The following is a 15,161-nucleotide window of genomic DNA, read 5'->3' as shown; positions in this document are numbered from 1 at the left end:
GGAGGGCGCGCGTCAGCGCTTACTGAAGATGTCGCGCGCCGCCGCGATGGTGGCCGCGATGTCGTCCTCGCTGTGCGCGGCGCTCACGAAGCCTGCTTCATAGAGTGCCGGCGCGATGTACACGCCGCGATCGAGCAGGCCGTGGAACAGTGCATTGAACTGCGCGTTGTCGGTGGTCATCACCGTCGCGTAGTTCTGCGGCAGTTCGTTCATCAGGAAGAAGCCGAACATGCCGCCTTCGCTGTCGGCGTTGAAGGGCTGGCCCTCGGCGGCCGCGGCGGCCTTGAGGCCGTCGACCAGCGTGCGGGTCTTCTTGGCCAGCGCTTCGTAGAAGCCGGGCTTCGAGATTTCCTTCAGCGTGGCCAAGCCGCAGGCGGTGGCCACCGGGTTGCCCGACAGCGTGCCGGCCTGGTAGACCGGGCCCAGCGGCGCGAGCTGTTCCATGATGGCGCGCGGGCCGCCGAAGGCCGCCAGCGGCATGCCGCCGCCGATCACCTTGCCGAGCACCGTGAGGTCGGGCGTGATGCCCAGCACGCCTTGCGCGCCGTGCAGGCCGACACGGAAGCCCGTCATCACCTCGTCGAAGATCAGCAGCGCGCCGTGCTGCGTGCACAGCTCGCGGCAGCGCTTCGCGAATTCGTGCGTGGCGCGCACGAAGTTCATGTTGCCGGCGATCGCCTCGATCATCAGGCAGGCGATGTCCTTGCCGTGCAGCGCGAAGGCTTCTTCGAGCTGCTGCAGGTTGTTGTACTCGAGCACCAGCGTGTGCTGCACCACCTCGGGCGGCACGCCGGCCGAGGTCGGGTTGCCGAAGGTGGCGAGGCCGGAACCGGCCTTCACGAGCAGCGCGTCGGCGTGGCCGTGGTAGCAGCCTTCGAACTTGACGATGGTCTTGCGGCCGGTGGCGCCGCGCGCCAGGCGCAGCGCGCTCATGGCGGCTTCGGTGCCCGAGCTCACGAGGCGCACCATTTCCATCGACGGCACCAGGGCCAGGATGGCTTCGGCCAGTTCGATCTCGCGCTCGGTCGGCGCGCCGTACGAGAAGCCTTCGAGCACGGCCTTCTGCACCGCCTCGACCACCGCGGGGTGGCCGTGGCCCAGGATCATCGGGCCCCAGGAGCCGATGTAGTCGATGTAGCGCTTGTCGTTGGCATCCCAGAAATAGGCGCCTTGTGCGCGCTGGATGAAACGGGGCGTGCCGCCGACGGCCTTGAAGGCGCGCACGGGCGAGTTCACGCCGCCGGGGATCACGGCGCGGGCGCGCTCGAAAAGAAGGTCGTTCTGGTCAGTCATCAATCAGTGTCGCGTGTCGTGCGGGGGTAAAGCGAAATCGGGAGGGGTGTCGGGCGCGTCGTCATCGTCTTCGTCGTCCTCGGGCTCGGCCCAGAACAGGCGGTCGGGCAGCACGTGGCCCATGCCGGGGCGAAAGCCCGCGTCGAGGCAGCGGTCCATGTAAGCAAGCGCTTCGGTCGTGGCGGCCACGAGGTCGGTGCCGCTGGCGAGCAGGGCAGCTAGCGCGGCCGAGAGCGTGTCGCCGGCACCGGCGAAGACGGCTTCGAGCCGTTCGTACTTCTCGCTGGCCAGCACCGACTGCGGCGAGGCCAGCACGTTGTCGATGAACTGGTCGGGCAGCACCATGCCGGTGACCAATGTGTAAGGCACGCCGAACTCGCCGGCGGCCTTGGCGATGTCGCGCGCGCCGGGCGGGCGCTCGCCGCTCCAGTCGGGCAGCAGCCAGCGCCACAGGGTGCTGTGGTTTCCAACCAACACCGTGGTCTGGGGCAGCACGAGGTCGCGGAAAGCGTCGAGATAGGCCTCGATGAGGTTCTCGTCCCACCACGACAGGTTGGGCATGTAGGCCACCACGGGCACGTCCGGGTAGTCGGCGGCGGTCTCGGCGATGGTGCTCAGCGCCTCGGGGGTGCCGGCAAAGCCAACCTTGATCAGCTGGACCTCGACGTCTTCCAGGATGGCGCGCGCCTGTTCGGCCACGGCCTCTTCCTCGAAGGCGAAGTGGTCGAAGATCTCGGCCGTGTCGCGCGCGTAGGCGCCCGTCACCACCGGCAGGATGTGAGCGCCCACCGATCCCATGGCCAACGCGTCGGCGCCCAGGCCGCCCGCGCCGCTCGGATCGCTGGCATTGAACACCAGCACGCAGGGGGGATTCAGGTCGCGTTCGCTCAGCGCCTCATCGTCCTGCGAGGGGTCGTTAAGATTGCCCGGTTTGCGGGCGTTCTCGTCTGGATGTAAGTAGATGGTCATACGCCTAGCGAAATCCCCTGGATGGTGGCATAGGCGCGACGTTTACGGTCTGCCAGTGAGATACGCATAGATACACTCGTTGCATTTAATGAACAAGGACTTTAAGCTCCGATGAACACGAAAACTTGGATGTGCCTGATTTGTGGGTGGATCTATGACGAAGCGGTTGGTGTACCGGAAGACGGCATCGCGGCAGGCACGGCCTGGGCCGATGTGCCGATGAACTGGACCTGTCCTGAGTGCGGTGCGCGCAAGGAAGACTTCGAAATGGTTGAGATCTGACAAGCATGGCATAGGGCTACGCGATCTGCGTCGATGTTCGGCGCGGCGGGCATCCAAGTCTCATGAGCAGGAGCGTTTGCAATGGGCCCGAATGGATCTGGTTACAAGGTGCTGGTCATCGATGACAGCAACACCATCCGGCGCAGTGCCGAGATTTTTCTGAAGCAGGGTGGGCACGAGGTTCTTCTCGCGGAAGACGGCTTCGACGCGCTCTCCAAGGTTAACGACCACAAGCCTCACCTGATTTTCTGCGACATCCTGATGCCTCGCCTCGACGGCTATCAGACCTGCGCCATCATCAAGCGCAACGCGCATTTCTCCAATGTCCCGGTCGTCATGCTGTCTTCGAAAGATGGCGTATTCGACAAGGCCCGCGGCCGCATGGTCGGGTCCCAAGACTATCTCACGAAGCCATTCACCAAAGACCAGCTGCTGCAGGCCGTGCAGCAGTTTGGCATTGTTCAACAGGAAGTGCAGTAATGCCCATTCGAAAAATCCTCGTCGTCGACGACTCCAAGACGGAACTGGTGTTCCTGACCGACCTCCTCCAGAAAAACGGTTTCTCCGTGAAGACGGCCGAAAACGCCGACGACGCGATGCGCCGTCTCGAGGAAGACCACCCTGACCTGATCCTCATGGACGTGGTCATGCCCGGCCAGAACGGTTTCCAGCTCACGCGCGCCATCGCCCGTGACCCGAAGTACGCCGCCATTCCGATCATCCTGTGCACCAGCAAGAACCAGGAAACCGATCGTGTCTGGGGCATGCGCCAGGGCGCACGCGACTACATCGTGAAGCCGGTCAACGCGGCCGATCTGATGTCCAAGATCAGCGCGCTCGCCTGAGCGGGAACCTGCGCACTCCATGGCGAATCGCGACGCGCTGCGCGCCTTCCAGTCCCGGCTTGCGAGCCGCCTCCAGGCCGCGCGCACCACGGGCGTGGCCGCGAGCTGGCTGGCGGTCGAGGCGGGTGAGGGCAAGTACCTCTTTCCGCTGGCGCACGCCGGCGAAATCTTTCCCTGGACGCCGCCCCAGCCCGTGCCCTACACGGAGCCCTGGTTCCTCGGCGTCGCCAACCTGCGCGGCGGCCTGTACGGCGTCGTGCAGTTGTCGGCGTTTGCGTCCGGTGCGCCGGGCGCCCCCGCCGCCACCGAGGCGGCACGCATCCAATCGCGGCTCGTGGCATTCAACGAGCTGCTCGAAGTCAACTGCGCTTTGCTGGTCGATCGACTGGCGGGGTTGCGGGGTGCGGAGGCCTTCACGGCCGCCGACGCTCCGGGCGCAGAGGCCCCGGCCTGGCACGGGCATCTGTACACCGACGCAGCAGGAGAGCGCTGGCAGGAAGTCAACCTGCAGGCGCTTTCGCAGCAACCCCAGTTTTTGAGTATTGGTGCGTAGTGCTTCGGCACATGGCACTGGCAACCACCTGAAGGACCGACCGTGAGCTCGATCGCCGACAAGTTCAAGAAATTACTCCCCGCGACCAACGGGAACGACAAGGCCCGCGTCGACGGCTCCGGTTCGATATCGCTCGACGATGTCGACACGGTTCAGGTTCCGGACGAAAAAACGATCCGCCTCGCCAAGAAGGGCGAGGGCGCATCCGCCGCCACAGCCGACACCGGCTTCGGCGGCATCGACGCGCTGGGCGATCCGGCGTCCGTCGAGGCTGCCAACGCGGCCACGCTCGAAGCGGTGCCGCTGGCCCCCGCCGCGGGCGGCGGCATGGGCGCCAACCCCGCCAAGCAGCAGCGCGTGCTGGCCATCATGCTGGCCATCGTGGTGCTGGCGCTGTTGCTGGTGGCCGGCTCCGCCATCCTTCGCGCGGAACGCCTGGCGCAGCAGGTGGCGGCCACCGGCCAGTCGCTGATGCAGTCGCAGCGCCTGGCCAAGTCGATCTCGCAGGCCCTCGTCGGCAGCGCCTCGGCGTTCGTCGAAGTGAAGGACAGCGCCGACGACCTCTCGCGCCGCGTGCAGGGCCTGACCAACGGCGACGACGCCTTGCGCCTGGAAGCCGTCGGCAACCAGTACGACGAGGAGATGAACAAGATCAACCCGCTGGTCGCCCGCGCCGACGCGAGCGCCAAGGCCGTGCTGGCCCAGCGCCAGATCCTGACGCAGGTGGGCGCCGCCTTGCGCGACATCAACCAGCAGTCGTCCACGCTGCTCGAAATGACGGAAACCGTCGCGTCGCTGAAGATGCAGCAGAACGCCACGCTGCCCGAGATCTCGGCCGCCGGCCAGCTCGTGATGCTGACGCAGCGCATCGGCAAGTCGACCAACGAGTTCTTCACGGTCGAGGGTGTGAACCCCGACGCCGTGTTCCTGCTGGGCAAGGACCTGAACACCTTCCAGGAAACCACCCGCGGCCTGCTCGACGGCAACGCGCAGCAGCGCTTCCCCGGCTCGAAAGACCCGCAGACGCGCCAGCAGCTCGAAGCCATCCTGAAGACCTACGAACAGATGCGCACGCAGGCCTCGGCCATTCTGGGCAACCTGCAAGGCCTGGTGGCCGCGCGCGAAGCACAGGCGTCCATCCTGACCGACAGCGAGCCGCTGCGTAAGTCGCTGGGCGAACTGCAAGAGAAGCTCTCGGCACGCACTGGCCTGGGCGCCGGCACCATCGTGCTGCTGTTCGTGCTCTCGCTGGCCGCCCTGGCGCTCGCTGGCGCCATCGGTTTCGTGCAGGTGCGCGAAGGCCGCGAACGTGCCGCCGTCGCCGAACGCGAGCGTCTGGCTGCCGAGCAGGCGTCCGAAGAAGCCGGCCGCGTGAACAACGCCAACCAGGCCGCCATTCTTCGCCTGATGAACGAACTGCAGACAGTGGCCGAAGGCGACCTGACGCAGGAAGCGACCGTGACCGAGGACATCACCGGCGCCATCGCCGACTCGGTGAACTACACGGTGGAAGAACTGCGTTTGCTGGTGGGCAACGTGCAGAACACGGCAACCCGCGTGGCGCAGACGACGTCGCAGGTGGAAAACACCTCGACCGAACTGCTCGCCGCCTCGACCGAGCAGCTGCGCGAAATTCGTGAAACCGGCCAGTCGGTGCTGACCATGGCCGAGCGAATCAACGGCGTGTCCTCGCAAGCGCAAGAGTCCGCCACGGTGGCGCGCCAGTCGCTGCAAGCCGCATCGTCGGGCCTGCAGGCCGTGCAGAACGCCATCGGCGGTATGAACTCCATCCGCGACCAGATCCAGGAAACCTCCAAGCGGATCAAGCGCCTGGGTGAGTCGTCGCAGGAGATTGGCGAAATCACCGAGCTGATCTCGGACATTACCGAACAGACGAACGTGCTGGCCCTGAACGCCGCCATTCAAGCGGCATCCGCCGGTGAAGCCGGCCGAGGCTTCTCGGTGGTGGCGGAAGAAGTTCAGCGACTGGCCGAACGCTCCGCAGACGCCACGCGCCAGATCTCGGCGCTGGTGAAGGCGATTCAGACCGACACGCAGGACGCGGTGGGCGCCATGGAGCGTTCCACGCAGGGTGTGGTCGAAGGGGCGAAGCTGTCCGACAACGCGGGTACCGCGCTGTCCGAGATCGACCGCGTGTCGCGCCGACTCGCTGACCTCATCGAGCAGATTTCGCAGTCCGCCTCCCGCGAGGCCGATTCGGCCAACGTGGTGGCCGCCAACATCCAGCACATTTTTGCGGTGACGGAACAGACCGGAGAAGGCACGCGGACCACGGCCCAGCAGGTGCGCGAGCTCTCGCAGATGGCCGAAGAACTGCGTCGCTCCGTCGCTCGTTTCAAGATCGCGTGACAACAGATAGATAAGAACGGCGAGCAACCACGTGTCGATTCAAACCCCTGCCACGGCCCCCCTTGCCGGCAACATGCCGGCCACCGAAGACCTCGGGCCGCTGGCCTGGGTGCTGGGAGAAATCCAGAAGTCCCTCGACGGTGTCGGCAAGTCGCTGCGGCGTTTCGTGCGCGACGTGGGCAGTGCCACGGAGCCCGAGAGCGGTCCGCTGCAGATGGCCCGCCAGCAACTGCACCAGGCCGTCGGCGCGCTGCAGATGGTCGGCCACAGCTCGCCCGCACTGGTGTTGGGCACCATCGAATTCGCGGTGCAGGGCTTCATCGCCGAACCGCAGCGCTGCACCGAGAGTGCCGTGCACAAGATCGAGCGCGCCGGCTTTGCCGTCACCGATTTCCTCAGCGCACTGCTGGCCGGCAAGGCCGTGTCGTCGGTGGCGCTGTTTCCGCAGTACCGCGACGTGCTGGAGCTGGGCGGCAATGAGCGCGTCCACCCGGCGGACCTGTGGAGCACCGCCTGGCGCTGGGTCGAGGTCAAGCCGGCCCTCACGCAAGCGGCGCTCGCTTATGACCCGGCCGTGCGTTCGCGGCTTGACCGCGAGGTGCTGCAACTGGTCAAGAGCGGCGACGCGCAGGCCGCGCGACGGCTGCATGCGCTGTGCCTGGGGCTCGGGCGCGGTGCGCTGCTGCCGCGCGTGGCGAGCTTCTGGACGCTGGCCGCGGGCTTCTTCGAAGCCCTCGCACTGGGCCTGATTCCCGCCGACACCTACGTCAAGCGCGCCGCCTCGCGCGTGTTGCTGCAGTACGCCACGCTGGCGCGCGGCGACAGCGTGGTGTCCGACCGCCTCGGCCAGGACCTGCTCTTCTTCTGCGCCCAGGCCGTGCCCGGCGCGCAGGACGACGCCGCCACGCTGCGCACCGTGCGCAGCGCCTGGGGCGTGACGCAAGAACCGCGCGTCGACTACACCGTGGTGCAGTTCGGCCGCTTCGACCCGCTGGTGCTCTCGCAGGCGCGCAAGCGCATCGAGACCGCCAAGGAAATGTGGTCGGCGCTCTCGGGCGGCGACATCACGCGCACGCGCCAGGTGGCCGACACGTTCGCGCAGCTCGGCGAATCGCTGCTGAAGCTGCACCCGCCGAGCCAGCCGATGGTGCAGGCGCTGACGCACGCCGTGGACGCCTCGGTGCGTTCCGGCCAGCCGCCCGACACCGAACTGGCGATGGAAGTCGCCACCTCGGTGCTGTACCTCGAAGCCGCGCTCGAAGACCTCGATCCCAGCGACCCGCAGCTCACGGCCCGCACGCTGCAGCTGGCCGGCCGCATCGAGCGCGTGCGCGACGGCGGCCGTTCCGAGCCGCTCGAGCCGTGGATGGAGGACCTGTACCGCCGCGTCAGCGACCGCCAGACCATGGGCACCGTGGTCGACGAGCTGCGCAGCCACCTGAGCGAACTCGAGAAGTCGCTCGACCAGTACTTCCGCCGCCCGGCCGAAAAGCCGCTGCTGCGCACCGTGCCCACCCAGCTCATGCAGATGCGCGGCGTGTTCTCGGTGCTGGGGCTCGAGCAGGCCGCGCACACCGTGCAACGCATGCGCGACGACGTCGAGCAGATGCTGCAGGTCAACCGCTCGCCCGTCGAGGAAATGGCCACCTTCGACGCGCTCGGCAACAACCTGGGCGCGCTCGGTTTCCTCATCGACATGCTGGGCTACCAGCCCGCACTGGCCAAGCGCCTGTTCGTGTTCGACGCCGAGGCCGGCGAACTCAAGCCGCTGATGGGCCGCCAGGCCATCGATGCCGCGGCCCCGGCCGAAGGCGCTGCCGCGCCGGCCGCCGAGCCCGTGCTCAGCATCGAGGAGGTCGACGCGCAGATCGCTTCCAAGCTTGCCGCCTTGGCCACGCCCAACCGCAAGACCAAGCCGTCGCCGCTGGAGGAGTTCAGCCGCAAGGCCGAGAGCTGGACCACCAAGATCACGGGCCCGTCGGCGCTGCCCGACACCGAGGTCACCGAGCTCGAAGAAGACGACCTGCAGAACATCTTCCTGGACGAAGCCCGCGAAGTGGTGGGCAACGGCCTGGCCGCCATCGCCGCGCTCGGCAACCGTCCCGGCGACACCGAAGAACTCACCATCCTGCGCCGCGCGTTCCACACGCTCAAGGGCAGCTCGCGCATGGTCGGCCTCACCGACTTCGGCGACGCCGCCTGGTCGCTCGAGCAGGTGCTCAACACCTGGCTGGCCGACCAGCGCGACGCCACGCCCGAGCTGCTGTCGAGCACCGAGCGCATGCTGCGCGATTTCAGCCAGTGGGTCGAAGCCATCGCCGCCGGCGATGCGGGCACCTGGCACTCGGCACCGTTCAGCCGCGTGGCCAATGCGCTGCTGGCCGGCGAGCCCGTGCCCGCACCGGTGCGCGTGGCCGATGCCGAAGCGCTCGCGGTGGCCGCGCGCCACATCGCCGCCGAGCCGGCGCCGCTCGCACTGCCGGAGCTGCCTGAGCTCCCCGACCTTTCGCTGACGCCGCAAGATGTCGCAGCCCCTGACGCCACGTTGGACTTCTCCGATTGGCAGCAGGCGCAAGAAGCGCCACACGCACCGACCAAGCCTGTCACACCCGAGCCCGACGACGATTTCGCGTCCACCGACTTCCTCGACTTCGAAGGCAAGCAAGAGACTGCGCCCGCGCCGCTTGACGTGCTGCCCAGCGGCGACGATTTCGATTTCCTCGCGCCCCCGAAGACGCATGCACCGGCCGAGCCCGCCGTGTCGCACGCCGAGCCCGAGCCCGTGCCGGAAATCGAAGCGACGGTGCCGACCGCGTCGGGCCTGCCCGATCTCGAATGGGCGCCGGAGCCGCTGCCGCTGGCTGCCGCAGAGCCTGTCGCCGAGACGGTGGCACCTGTCGAGGTCATCGAGGCCGCCGAAGAACTGCCGGCGCTGGACGTGCCGGTCGAAGAACTGCAGCCGGAGCCGGAACCTGTGTCGGCGGCCATCGAAGTCGCCCCCGAAGCCCCAGCCCCCGTTGTCGTCGAAGAGCTGCCAGCAGCCGTCGTGGCCGAGCCGGAACCCGTGTCCGAGCCCGAGCCCGTGCTGGCCGAGGCGGTCCTCGAGCCCGAGTCTTCCATCGCGCCGAGCGCCGAAGACCAGGTCAAGGTGATCGGCCCGCTGCGCATCGGCATCGCGCTGTACAACGTCTACCTCAACGAAGCCGACGAATGGTCCCGCCAACTGGCGACCGATGTCGGCGAATGGGCGCTCGAAACCCACGAGCGCCTGCCCGACTCGACCATCGCGCTGGCGCATTCGCTGGCCGGCAGCTCGGCCACCGTCGGCTTCCACAGCCTCTCGGGCATGGCCCGCCTGCTCGAATCGGCGCTGCAGCACCTGCAGATGCAGGGCAGCGGCACGCGCGAGCAGGGCGTCGTGCTGGTCGCCGCGGCCGACGAGCTGCGTCGCCTGCTGCACCAGTTCGCGGTCGGCTTCCTGCGCGACCCGTCCGAAGCCACGCTGCAGGCGCTGCGCGAAATCGCCGCCGCGCCGATGCCGCCCGAAATCGCCGCGGCCCGCTTCGAGACGCTGCTGCCCAAGCAGGTCGTCGCCAACGACGCCTTTGCCGACGTGGTACTGGACGACAACGAAGACGCCATCGACCTGGCCGATGCGGTCGACGTCGACCTGTTCCCGATCTTCGAGGAAGAGGCCGCCGAACTGATGCCGCAATTGGGCGAGGCGCTGCGCCAGTGGTCGCACCACCCCGACGACGCCGCGCCGCGCGCCTCGGTGCTGCGCACGCTGCACACGCTCAAGGGAAGCGCCCGGCTGGCTGGCGCCATGCGCCTGGGCGAGCGCGCGCACCGCATGGAGTCCGAGATCGAACTGCTGGGCTCCCAGGGGGCGGAGCGGGCCGACATCGAGAAGCTGCTCACGCGCCTGGACACGCTGCAACACACCTTCGACGCCCTGCGCGCGGCCGACGACGCCGCCCAGGTCGAAGTGGCCCAGCTGATCGCCACCGCCAGCCCGACCGCACCCGCCATCCAGCGCGTGCAGGCGGCGCCCGAGGTGCGCGAGTCGGCGAACGACGACCAGGCCGAAGCCGCTTCCGTCGAATCCGCCGCTGAAGCTCCATCGTCCCTGCTGCCGCGCCCCGCGCCGGCCCTGCTCGCGCCGCTGCGCGCGGCGTCGGGCCAGGCGGTGCGCATCCGCACCCAGCTGCTCGACCGCCTGGTCGCGCAGACTGGCGAGGTCATCATCACGCGTTCGCGCCTGGAGGCCGAACTGGGCCAGCTGCGCGGCTCGCTCGCCGACCTCACGGGCAACCTGGACCGCCTGCGCCAGCAGCTGCGCGACATCGAGGTGCAGGCTGAAAGCCAGATGCAGTCGCGTTTGGCGCAGGCCAAGGACTCGCAGCAGAGCTTCGACCCGCTCGAGTTCGACCGCTTCACCCGCGTGCAGGAACTCACGCGCATGATGGCCGAGTCGGTGAACGACGTGGCCACCGTGCAGCGCACCTTGCAAAAGACCGTGCAGGCCACGGAAGACGACCTGAGCGTGCAGGCACGCCAGACGCGCGAACTGCAGCGCGGCCTGCTGCGCACGCGCATGGTGGAGTTCGAAGGTATCTCCGACCGCCTGTACCGCGTGGTGCGCCAGGCCTCGAAGGACACCGGCAAGCAGGTGCGCCTGGACATCGTCGGCGGCTCCATCGAAATGGACCGCGGCGTGCTCGACCGCATGACGCCCGCCTTCGAACACCTGCTGCGCAACTGCGTGGCGCACGGCATCGAGGATGTGGCGGCGCGCGAGAAGGCCGGCAAGGACGCCAGCGGCCTCATCGTCATCGACCTGCACCACGAAGGCAACGACGTGTCGGTGAGCTTCCGCGACGACGGCGCCGGCCTCGACCAGAAGCGCATCGCCGAACGCGCCCGCGCCCTCGGCCTACTCGGCCCCGACCAGGACCTGTCGCCCGAGGAAGCCACCGAGCTGATCTTCAAGCCCGGCTTCTCGACGGCCGGACAGGTGTCCGAACTGGCCGGCCGCGGCATCGGCATGGACGTGGTGCGCGCGCAGATCGCCGCGCTCGGCGGCCGCATCGAAACGCACAGCACGCCGGGCCAGGGCACCACCTTCAAGCTGGTGCTGCCGCTGACCACCGCCGTGACGCACGTGGTGATGCTGCGTGCGGGCGAGGTGTCGATCGGCGTGCCGTCGAACCTCGTGGAACTCGTGCAGCGCGTGAGCGGCGCCGACCTCGAGGCCGCCTACCTGAACCACAGCTTCGCCTTCGGCACCGAGCAGGTGCCGTTCTACTGGGCAGGCGCGCTGCTGCAGCATTCGATTCGCAGCGAGCACGCCGCCACCAAGAACAACACGCTGGTGATCGTGCGAAGCGCGGCGCAGCGCGTGGCTCTGCATGTGGACGAAGTGCTGGGCAACCAGGAAGTCGTGGTGAAGAACCTCGGCCCGCAGCTCGCGCGGCTGCCCGGCCTGGCCGGCATCTCGGTGCTGGCTTCGGGTGCGGTGGCGCTCATCTACAACCCGGTGGCGCTGGCCGCGGTGCACGGCGACCAGGCGCGTGCGCGCCAGACCGCCGCGCTGGCCGCGCCGACGCATGCCGCTTCGGTGGACACCGGCGCGCCGCAGACGCCGGCCGCCTTTGCCCCGGTGGTGCCGCAGATCCCGCTCGTGCTGGTGGTGGACGACTCCATCACCGTGCGCCGCGTCACGCAGCGTCTGCTGCAGCGCGAAGGCTATCGCGTGTCGCTCGCGGCCGACGGCCTGCAGGCGCTCGAACGGCTGCAGCAGGAGCGCCCGGCCGTGGTGCTGTCGGACATCGAGATGCCGCGCATGGACGGCTTCGACCTGGCCCGCAACATCCGCGCCGACGTGGCCCTGGCCGAGTTGCCGATCATCATGATCACCTCGCGCATCGCCGAGAAGCACCGCGAGTACGCCCGCGATCTGGGCGTGAACCACTACCTCGGCAAGCCGTACTCGGAAGAGGAACTGCTGCGCCTGGTGCGTGCGTACACGAGCGAGCCGGCCGCGCTGGCGGTGGCCTGATCGGTCTCGGCAGCGCCGGCGATCGGCGCGGAAGAAAAAAGGGCCCTTCGGGGCCCTTTTTTCTTGGGCTACGGTTTTTGCAGGGCCTTGGCGCGCGCCGCCGCATAGCGCTGCATGGTCTTTTCCCGCGCTTCGGCGTGGTCCACCACGGGCTTCGGGTAGTTCTCGCCCAGCCTGACGCCTGCGGCCTCCAGTTCGACCGGCGATGCCAGCCACGGCGCATGGATCGCCACGTTCGACAGGCCCGCGAGCTGCGGCAGGTAGCGGCGGATGAACTTGCCCTCGGGGTCGAAGCGTTCGCTTTGCGTCACCGGGTTGAAGATGCGGAAATAGGGCTGGGCGTCGCAGCCGGTCGAGCTGGCCCATTGCCAGCCGCCGTTGTTCGAGGCCAGCTCGAAGTCGTTCAGGTGCAGCGCGAAGTAGCGTTCGCCGCGCCGCCAGTCCAGCCCCAGGTCCTTGCACAGGAAGCTCGCCACCACCATGCGAAGCCGGTTGTGCATGTAACCGCTCTGCCGGATCTGCAGCATCGCCGCATCGACCAGCGGGTAGCCGGTGCGGCCCTCGCACCAGGCGTCGAACAGCTGGTCGGCGTGCTTGCCGTGGTGCCAGGCGATCTTGTCGTACTCGGGGCGGAAGCTCTTCGACTCGCCGTTCGCATGCACGTGCGGAAAGTGCGCCAGGATCTGGAAGTAGAAGTCGCGCCAGACCAGCTCGCTGAGCCAGGTCGCGGCGCCGGTGTTGCCCTGCAGCGCCAGCTGGTGCGCCACGCTGGCCAGCTGCCGGATCGACACCGTGCCGAAGCGCAGGTGCACGCCCATGTAGCTGGGCCCGCGCACGGCCGGGAAGTTGCGCGCCTCGTCGTAGCGGTCGATGCGCTCGAAGAAATCCTCGAACAGCGCGCCGGCGCCGCGCGTGCCGGTGGGGATCTCCAGCGTCTGGAGGTTGGTGCTTTCGAAGCCGATCTCGCCCAGCGTGGGCACCGGCCCGCCCAGGGCCGGGGGCGGCGGGGCGAGCGCGTCGGCGTGGCTGCGCACCGGGTACGGCTTCAGGAAGAACGAATCCACCTTCGCCAGCCAGGCCCGCTTGTACGGCGTGAACACCGTGTAGGGCAGGCCGGCCTTGGTCATGACCTCGTCGCGGTCGAAGACGGTGCTGTCCTTGAAGGTGTGGAAGCTGATGCCCGTGTTGGCCAGTGCGCCGAGCACGCGGGCGTCGCGCGCCAGGGCGTCGGGCTCGTCGTCGCGGTTGGCGAACACCGCCTGCACGTCGAGCGTGTGGGCCAGTGCGGGAATCTCCTCGGCGGCCACCGCGTGCCGCACGATGAGCCCGCTGCCCAGGCCGCGCAGCTCGGTTTCGAGCTCCACCAGCGATTCGCGGATGAATTCGACCCGCCGGTCCGCGCAGGGCAGGGCGTCCAGGATCGCCCGGTCGAACACGAAAACGCACACCACCTGCCGGCAGGCCCGCAGCGCCCGGTACAGCGCTGCGTTGTCGTCCACCCGGAGGTCCCGGCGAAACCACATGAGCCCTTTGGGATAGGTCTTGTCGACGGCCAGTAAAATCGGGGGCATATGGCTGCCGATTCTGCCCCGATGAACCTGACGCATCACTTTCTGATCGCGATGCCGGGGATGGAAGACAAAACTTTCAACCGCAGCGTCGTTTACCTCTGCGAACACAGCGAGCGCGGTGCGCTCGGGCTGGTGATCAACAAACCCAGCGACATCAACCTCAAGGTGCTGTTCGAGAAGATCGAGCTGCACCTGGCCCGCCCCGAGCTGGGCGAGGCCCCCGTTTTCCAGGGCGGCCCGGTGCAGACCGAGCGCGGCTTCGTGCTGCACGAGCCGGTGTTCACCCAGGCCGAAAAACCCGAGGAATCGGTCTACGCCTCGACCATGACCATCCCCGGCGGGCTCGAAATGACCACCTCCAAGGACGTGCTGGAGGCCCTGGCCACCGGCGCCGGCCCGCGCAAGGTGCTGGTCTCGCTGGGCTATTCGGCCTGGGGCGAGGGCCAGCTGGAGTCCGAACTGGCCGAGAACAGCTGGCTCACCGTGCTGGCCGACCCGGCCGTGATCTTCGACACGCCGGTGGAAAAGCGCTACGACAAGGCGTTGATGCTGCTGGGGCTCGAGGCCTGGACCTTGTCTCCCGACGCGGGCCACGCATGAGCGACGTCATGTCCGACGCGCCCGCATCCGCCCCTGCTCCCGTTCCTGCTCTCGTTCCCGCGCATTTCCAGAGCTTCCTGGCCTTCGACTTCGGCGCGAAGCGCACCGGCGTGGCCAGCGGCAACCGGCTGCTGCGCACGGCGACCCCGCAGGCCACCATCAAGGCCGAGGGCGCCGACGCCCGCTTTGCCCAGGTCGAGGCGCGCATCAAGGAATGGCAGCCCGACGCCCTGGTGGTCGGCGTGCCCTACCACCCCGATGGCGCCCCGCACGAGAACACCCGCCGCGCGCAGAAGTTCGCGCGCCAGCTGCGCGGCCGTTTCAATCTCCAGGTGTTCGAGGTCGACGAGCGCTACAGCACCACCGAGGCCTTGTCGTCCGGCGCCCGCGATGCCGACGCCGCCTCGGCCTGCATCATCCTGGAACAGTTTTTGAGGAGTCTCCCGTGAGTTCAATCCCCGATGCCGAAGCGCTCTACACGACGCTACTGTCCGGCGTGAAGGCGCTGATGCGCCCCGAGACGAAACTGGTGGGCATCACCTCCGGCGGCGCCTGGCTGGTCGAGCGCCTGCAAAAAGACCTGGGCCTGGCCGGTGCCCCCGGCGTGATTTCGTCGG

At 68.1% G+C, this 15,161-nt stretch carries 11 protein-coding genes and 1 pseudogene; 9 read left to right on the top strand and 3 right to left on the bottom strand.

All coding sequences use genetic code 11. The annotated features are described in order from the left end of the window. Nucleotides 1–12: 12 nt before the first annotated feature. Nucleotides 13–1,293 carry a glutamate-1-semialdehyde 2,1-aminomutase gene (gene hemL / locus VBO01S_RS21520; protein WP_062479142.1) on the bottom strand — a complete coding sequence of 427 codons (1,281 nt, stop codon included), beginning with the start codon at nt 1,291–1,293 and terminating at the stop codon, nt 13–15. 3 nt (nt 1,294–1,296) lie between these two features. Next, nucleotides 1,297–2,262 carry a bifunctional hydroxymethylpyrimidine kinase/phosphomethylpyrimidine kinase gene (gene thiD, locus VBO01S_RS21515; protein ID WP_062479115.1) on the bottom strand — a complete coding sequence of 322 codons (966 nt, stop codon included), beginning with the start codon at nt 2,260–2,262 and terminating at the stop codon, nt 1,297–1,299. A 111-nt stretch (nt 2,263–2,373) separates the two neighbouring features. Between thiD and VBO01S_RS21510 the strand changes: the two genes are divergently transcribed. From VBO01S_RS21510 to VBO01S_RS21485, 6 genes are all read left to right on the top strand, one after another. Next, nucleotides 2,374–2,544 (top strand): rubredoxin, encoded by a 171-nt coding sequence (locus VBO01S_RS21510; protein ID WP_007838397.1) that lies wholly within the window; start codon nt 2,374–2,376, stop codon nt 2,542–2,544. An 81-nt stretch (nt 2,545–2,625) separates the two neighbouring features. Further along, nucleotides 2,626–3,024: a response regulator gene (locus VBO01S_RS21505; RefSeq protein WP_021012487.1), complete on the top strand. Its 399-nt coding sequence runs from the start codon at nt 2,626–2,628 to the stop codon at nt 3,022–3,024. Further along, a complete protein-coding gene (locus VBO01S_RS21500) occupies nt 3,024–3,389 on the top strand; it encodes a response regulator (RefSeq protein ID WP_062479114.1) in 366 nt (121 codons plus the stop codon). The genes VBO01S_RS21505 and VBO01S_RS21500 overlap by 1 nt, the downstream gene beginning before the upstream one ends. Nucleotides 3,390–3,408: 19 nt before the next feature. After that, a complete protein-coding gene (locus VBO01S_RS21495) occupies nt 3,409–3,942 on the top strand; it encodes a chemotaxis protein CheW (protein WP_062479111.1) in 534 nt (177 codons plus the stop codon). A gap of 42 nt (nt 3,943–3,984) precedes the next feature. Continuing rightward, nucleotides 3,985–6,312 (top strand): methyl-accepting chemotaxis protein, encoded by a 2,328-nt coding sequence (locus VBO01S_RS21490; RefSeq protein WP_062479109.1) that lies wholly within the window; start codon nt 3,985–3,987, stop codon nt 6,310–6,312. Nucleotides 6,313–6,343: 31 nt separating this feature from the next. Further along, a complete protein-coding gene (locus tag VBO01S_RS21485) occupies nt 6,344–12,373 on the top strand; it encodes a hybrid sensor histidine kinase/response regulator (RefSeq protein ID WP_062479106.1) in 6,030 nt (2,009 codons plus the stop codon). Between the two features lie 68 nt (nt 12,374–12,441). Here the strand turns inward: VBO01S_RS21485 and VBO01S_RS21480 are convergent, their stop codons facing one another. Next, nucleotides 12,442–13,944 (bottom strand): cryptochrome/photolyase family protein, encoded by a 1,503-nt coding sequence (locus VBO01S_RS21480; RefSeq protein ID WP_062479103.1) that lies wholly within the window; start codon nt 13,942–13,944, stop codon nt 12,442–12,444. On the opposite strand from VBO01S_RS21480, the gene VBO01S_RS21475 reads away from it, so the two are divergent. The 3 genes and pseudogenes from VBO01S_RS21475 to VBO01S_RS33250 form a co-directional block, all read left to right on the top strand. After that, the gene (locus VBO01S_RS21475; protein ID WP_062479100.1) at nt 13,945–14,544 is read left to right on the top strand and encodes a YqgE/AlgH family protein; all 600 of its coding nucleotides are present in this window, start codon (nt 13,945–13,947) and stop codon (nt 14,542–14,544) included. Further along, nucleotides 14,541–14,993, top strand: a complete 453-nt coding sequence (ruvX, locus tag VBO01S_RS21470) for a Holliday junction resolvase RuvX (protein WP_062479098.1) — start codon at nt 14,541–14,543, stop codon at nt 14,991–14,993. The genes VBO01S_RS21475 and ruvX overlap by 4 nt, the downstream gene beginning before the upstream one ends. Beyond that, nucleotides 14,990–15,161: pseudogene (locus tag VBO01S_RS33250) on the top strand (bifunctional pyr operon transcriptional regulator/uracil phosphoribosyltransferase PyrR); the annotation flags it as partial. The gene ruvX and the pseudogene VBO01S_RS33250, both read left to right, overlap by 4 nt.

The sequence above is a fragment of the Variovorax boronicumulans NBRC 103145 genome, from assembly GCF_001591345.1.
Classification (GTDB): Bacteria; Pseudomonadota; Gammaproteobacteria; order Burkholderiales; family Burkholderiaceae_C; genus Variovorax; species Variovorax boronicumulans.
Note: the sequence above shows the minus strand (reverse complement) of the source record. Positions and strands in the feature narration are given on the sequence as shown.

Bases quoted from the DNA above. Each gene is read 5' to 3' on its own strand.
- VBO01S_RS21495 (WP_062479111.1), top strand. From the start codon at position 3,409: ATGGCGAATCGCGACGCGCTGCGCGCCTTCCAGTCCCGGCTTGCGAGC.
- VBO01S_RS21480 (WP_062479103.1), bottom strand. From the start codon at position 13,944: ATGCCCCCGATTTTACTGGCCGTCGACAAGACCTATCCCAAAGGGCTC.
- VBO01S_RS21500 (WP_062479114.1), top strand. From the start codon at position 3,024: ATGCCCATTCGAAAAATCCTCGTCGTCGACGACTCCAAGACGGAACTG.
- ruvX (WP_062479098.1), top strand. From the start codon at position 14,541: ATGAGCGACGTCATGTCCGACGCGCCCGCATCCGCCCCTGCTCCCGTT.
- VBO01S_RS21510 (WP_007838397.1), top strand. From the start codon at position 2,374: ATGAACACGAAAACTTGGATGTGCCTGATTTGTGGGTGGATCTATGAC.
- VBO01S_RS21505 (WP_021012487.1), top strand. From the start codon at position 2,626: ATGGGCCCGAATGGATCTGGTTACAAGGTGCTGGTCATCGATGACAGC.
- thiD (WP_062479115.1), bottom strand. From the start codon at position 2,262: ATGACCATCTACTTACATCCAGACGAGAACGCCCGCAAACCGGGCAAT.
- hemL (WP_062479142.1), bottom strand. From the start codon at position 1,293: ATGACTGACCAGAACGACCTTCTTTTCGAGCGCGCCCGCGCCGTGATC.
- VBO01S_RS21475 (WP_062479100.1), top strand. From the start codon at position 13,945: ATGGCTGCCGATTCTGCCCCGATGAACCTGACGCATCACTTTCTGATC.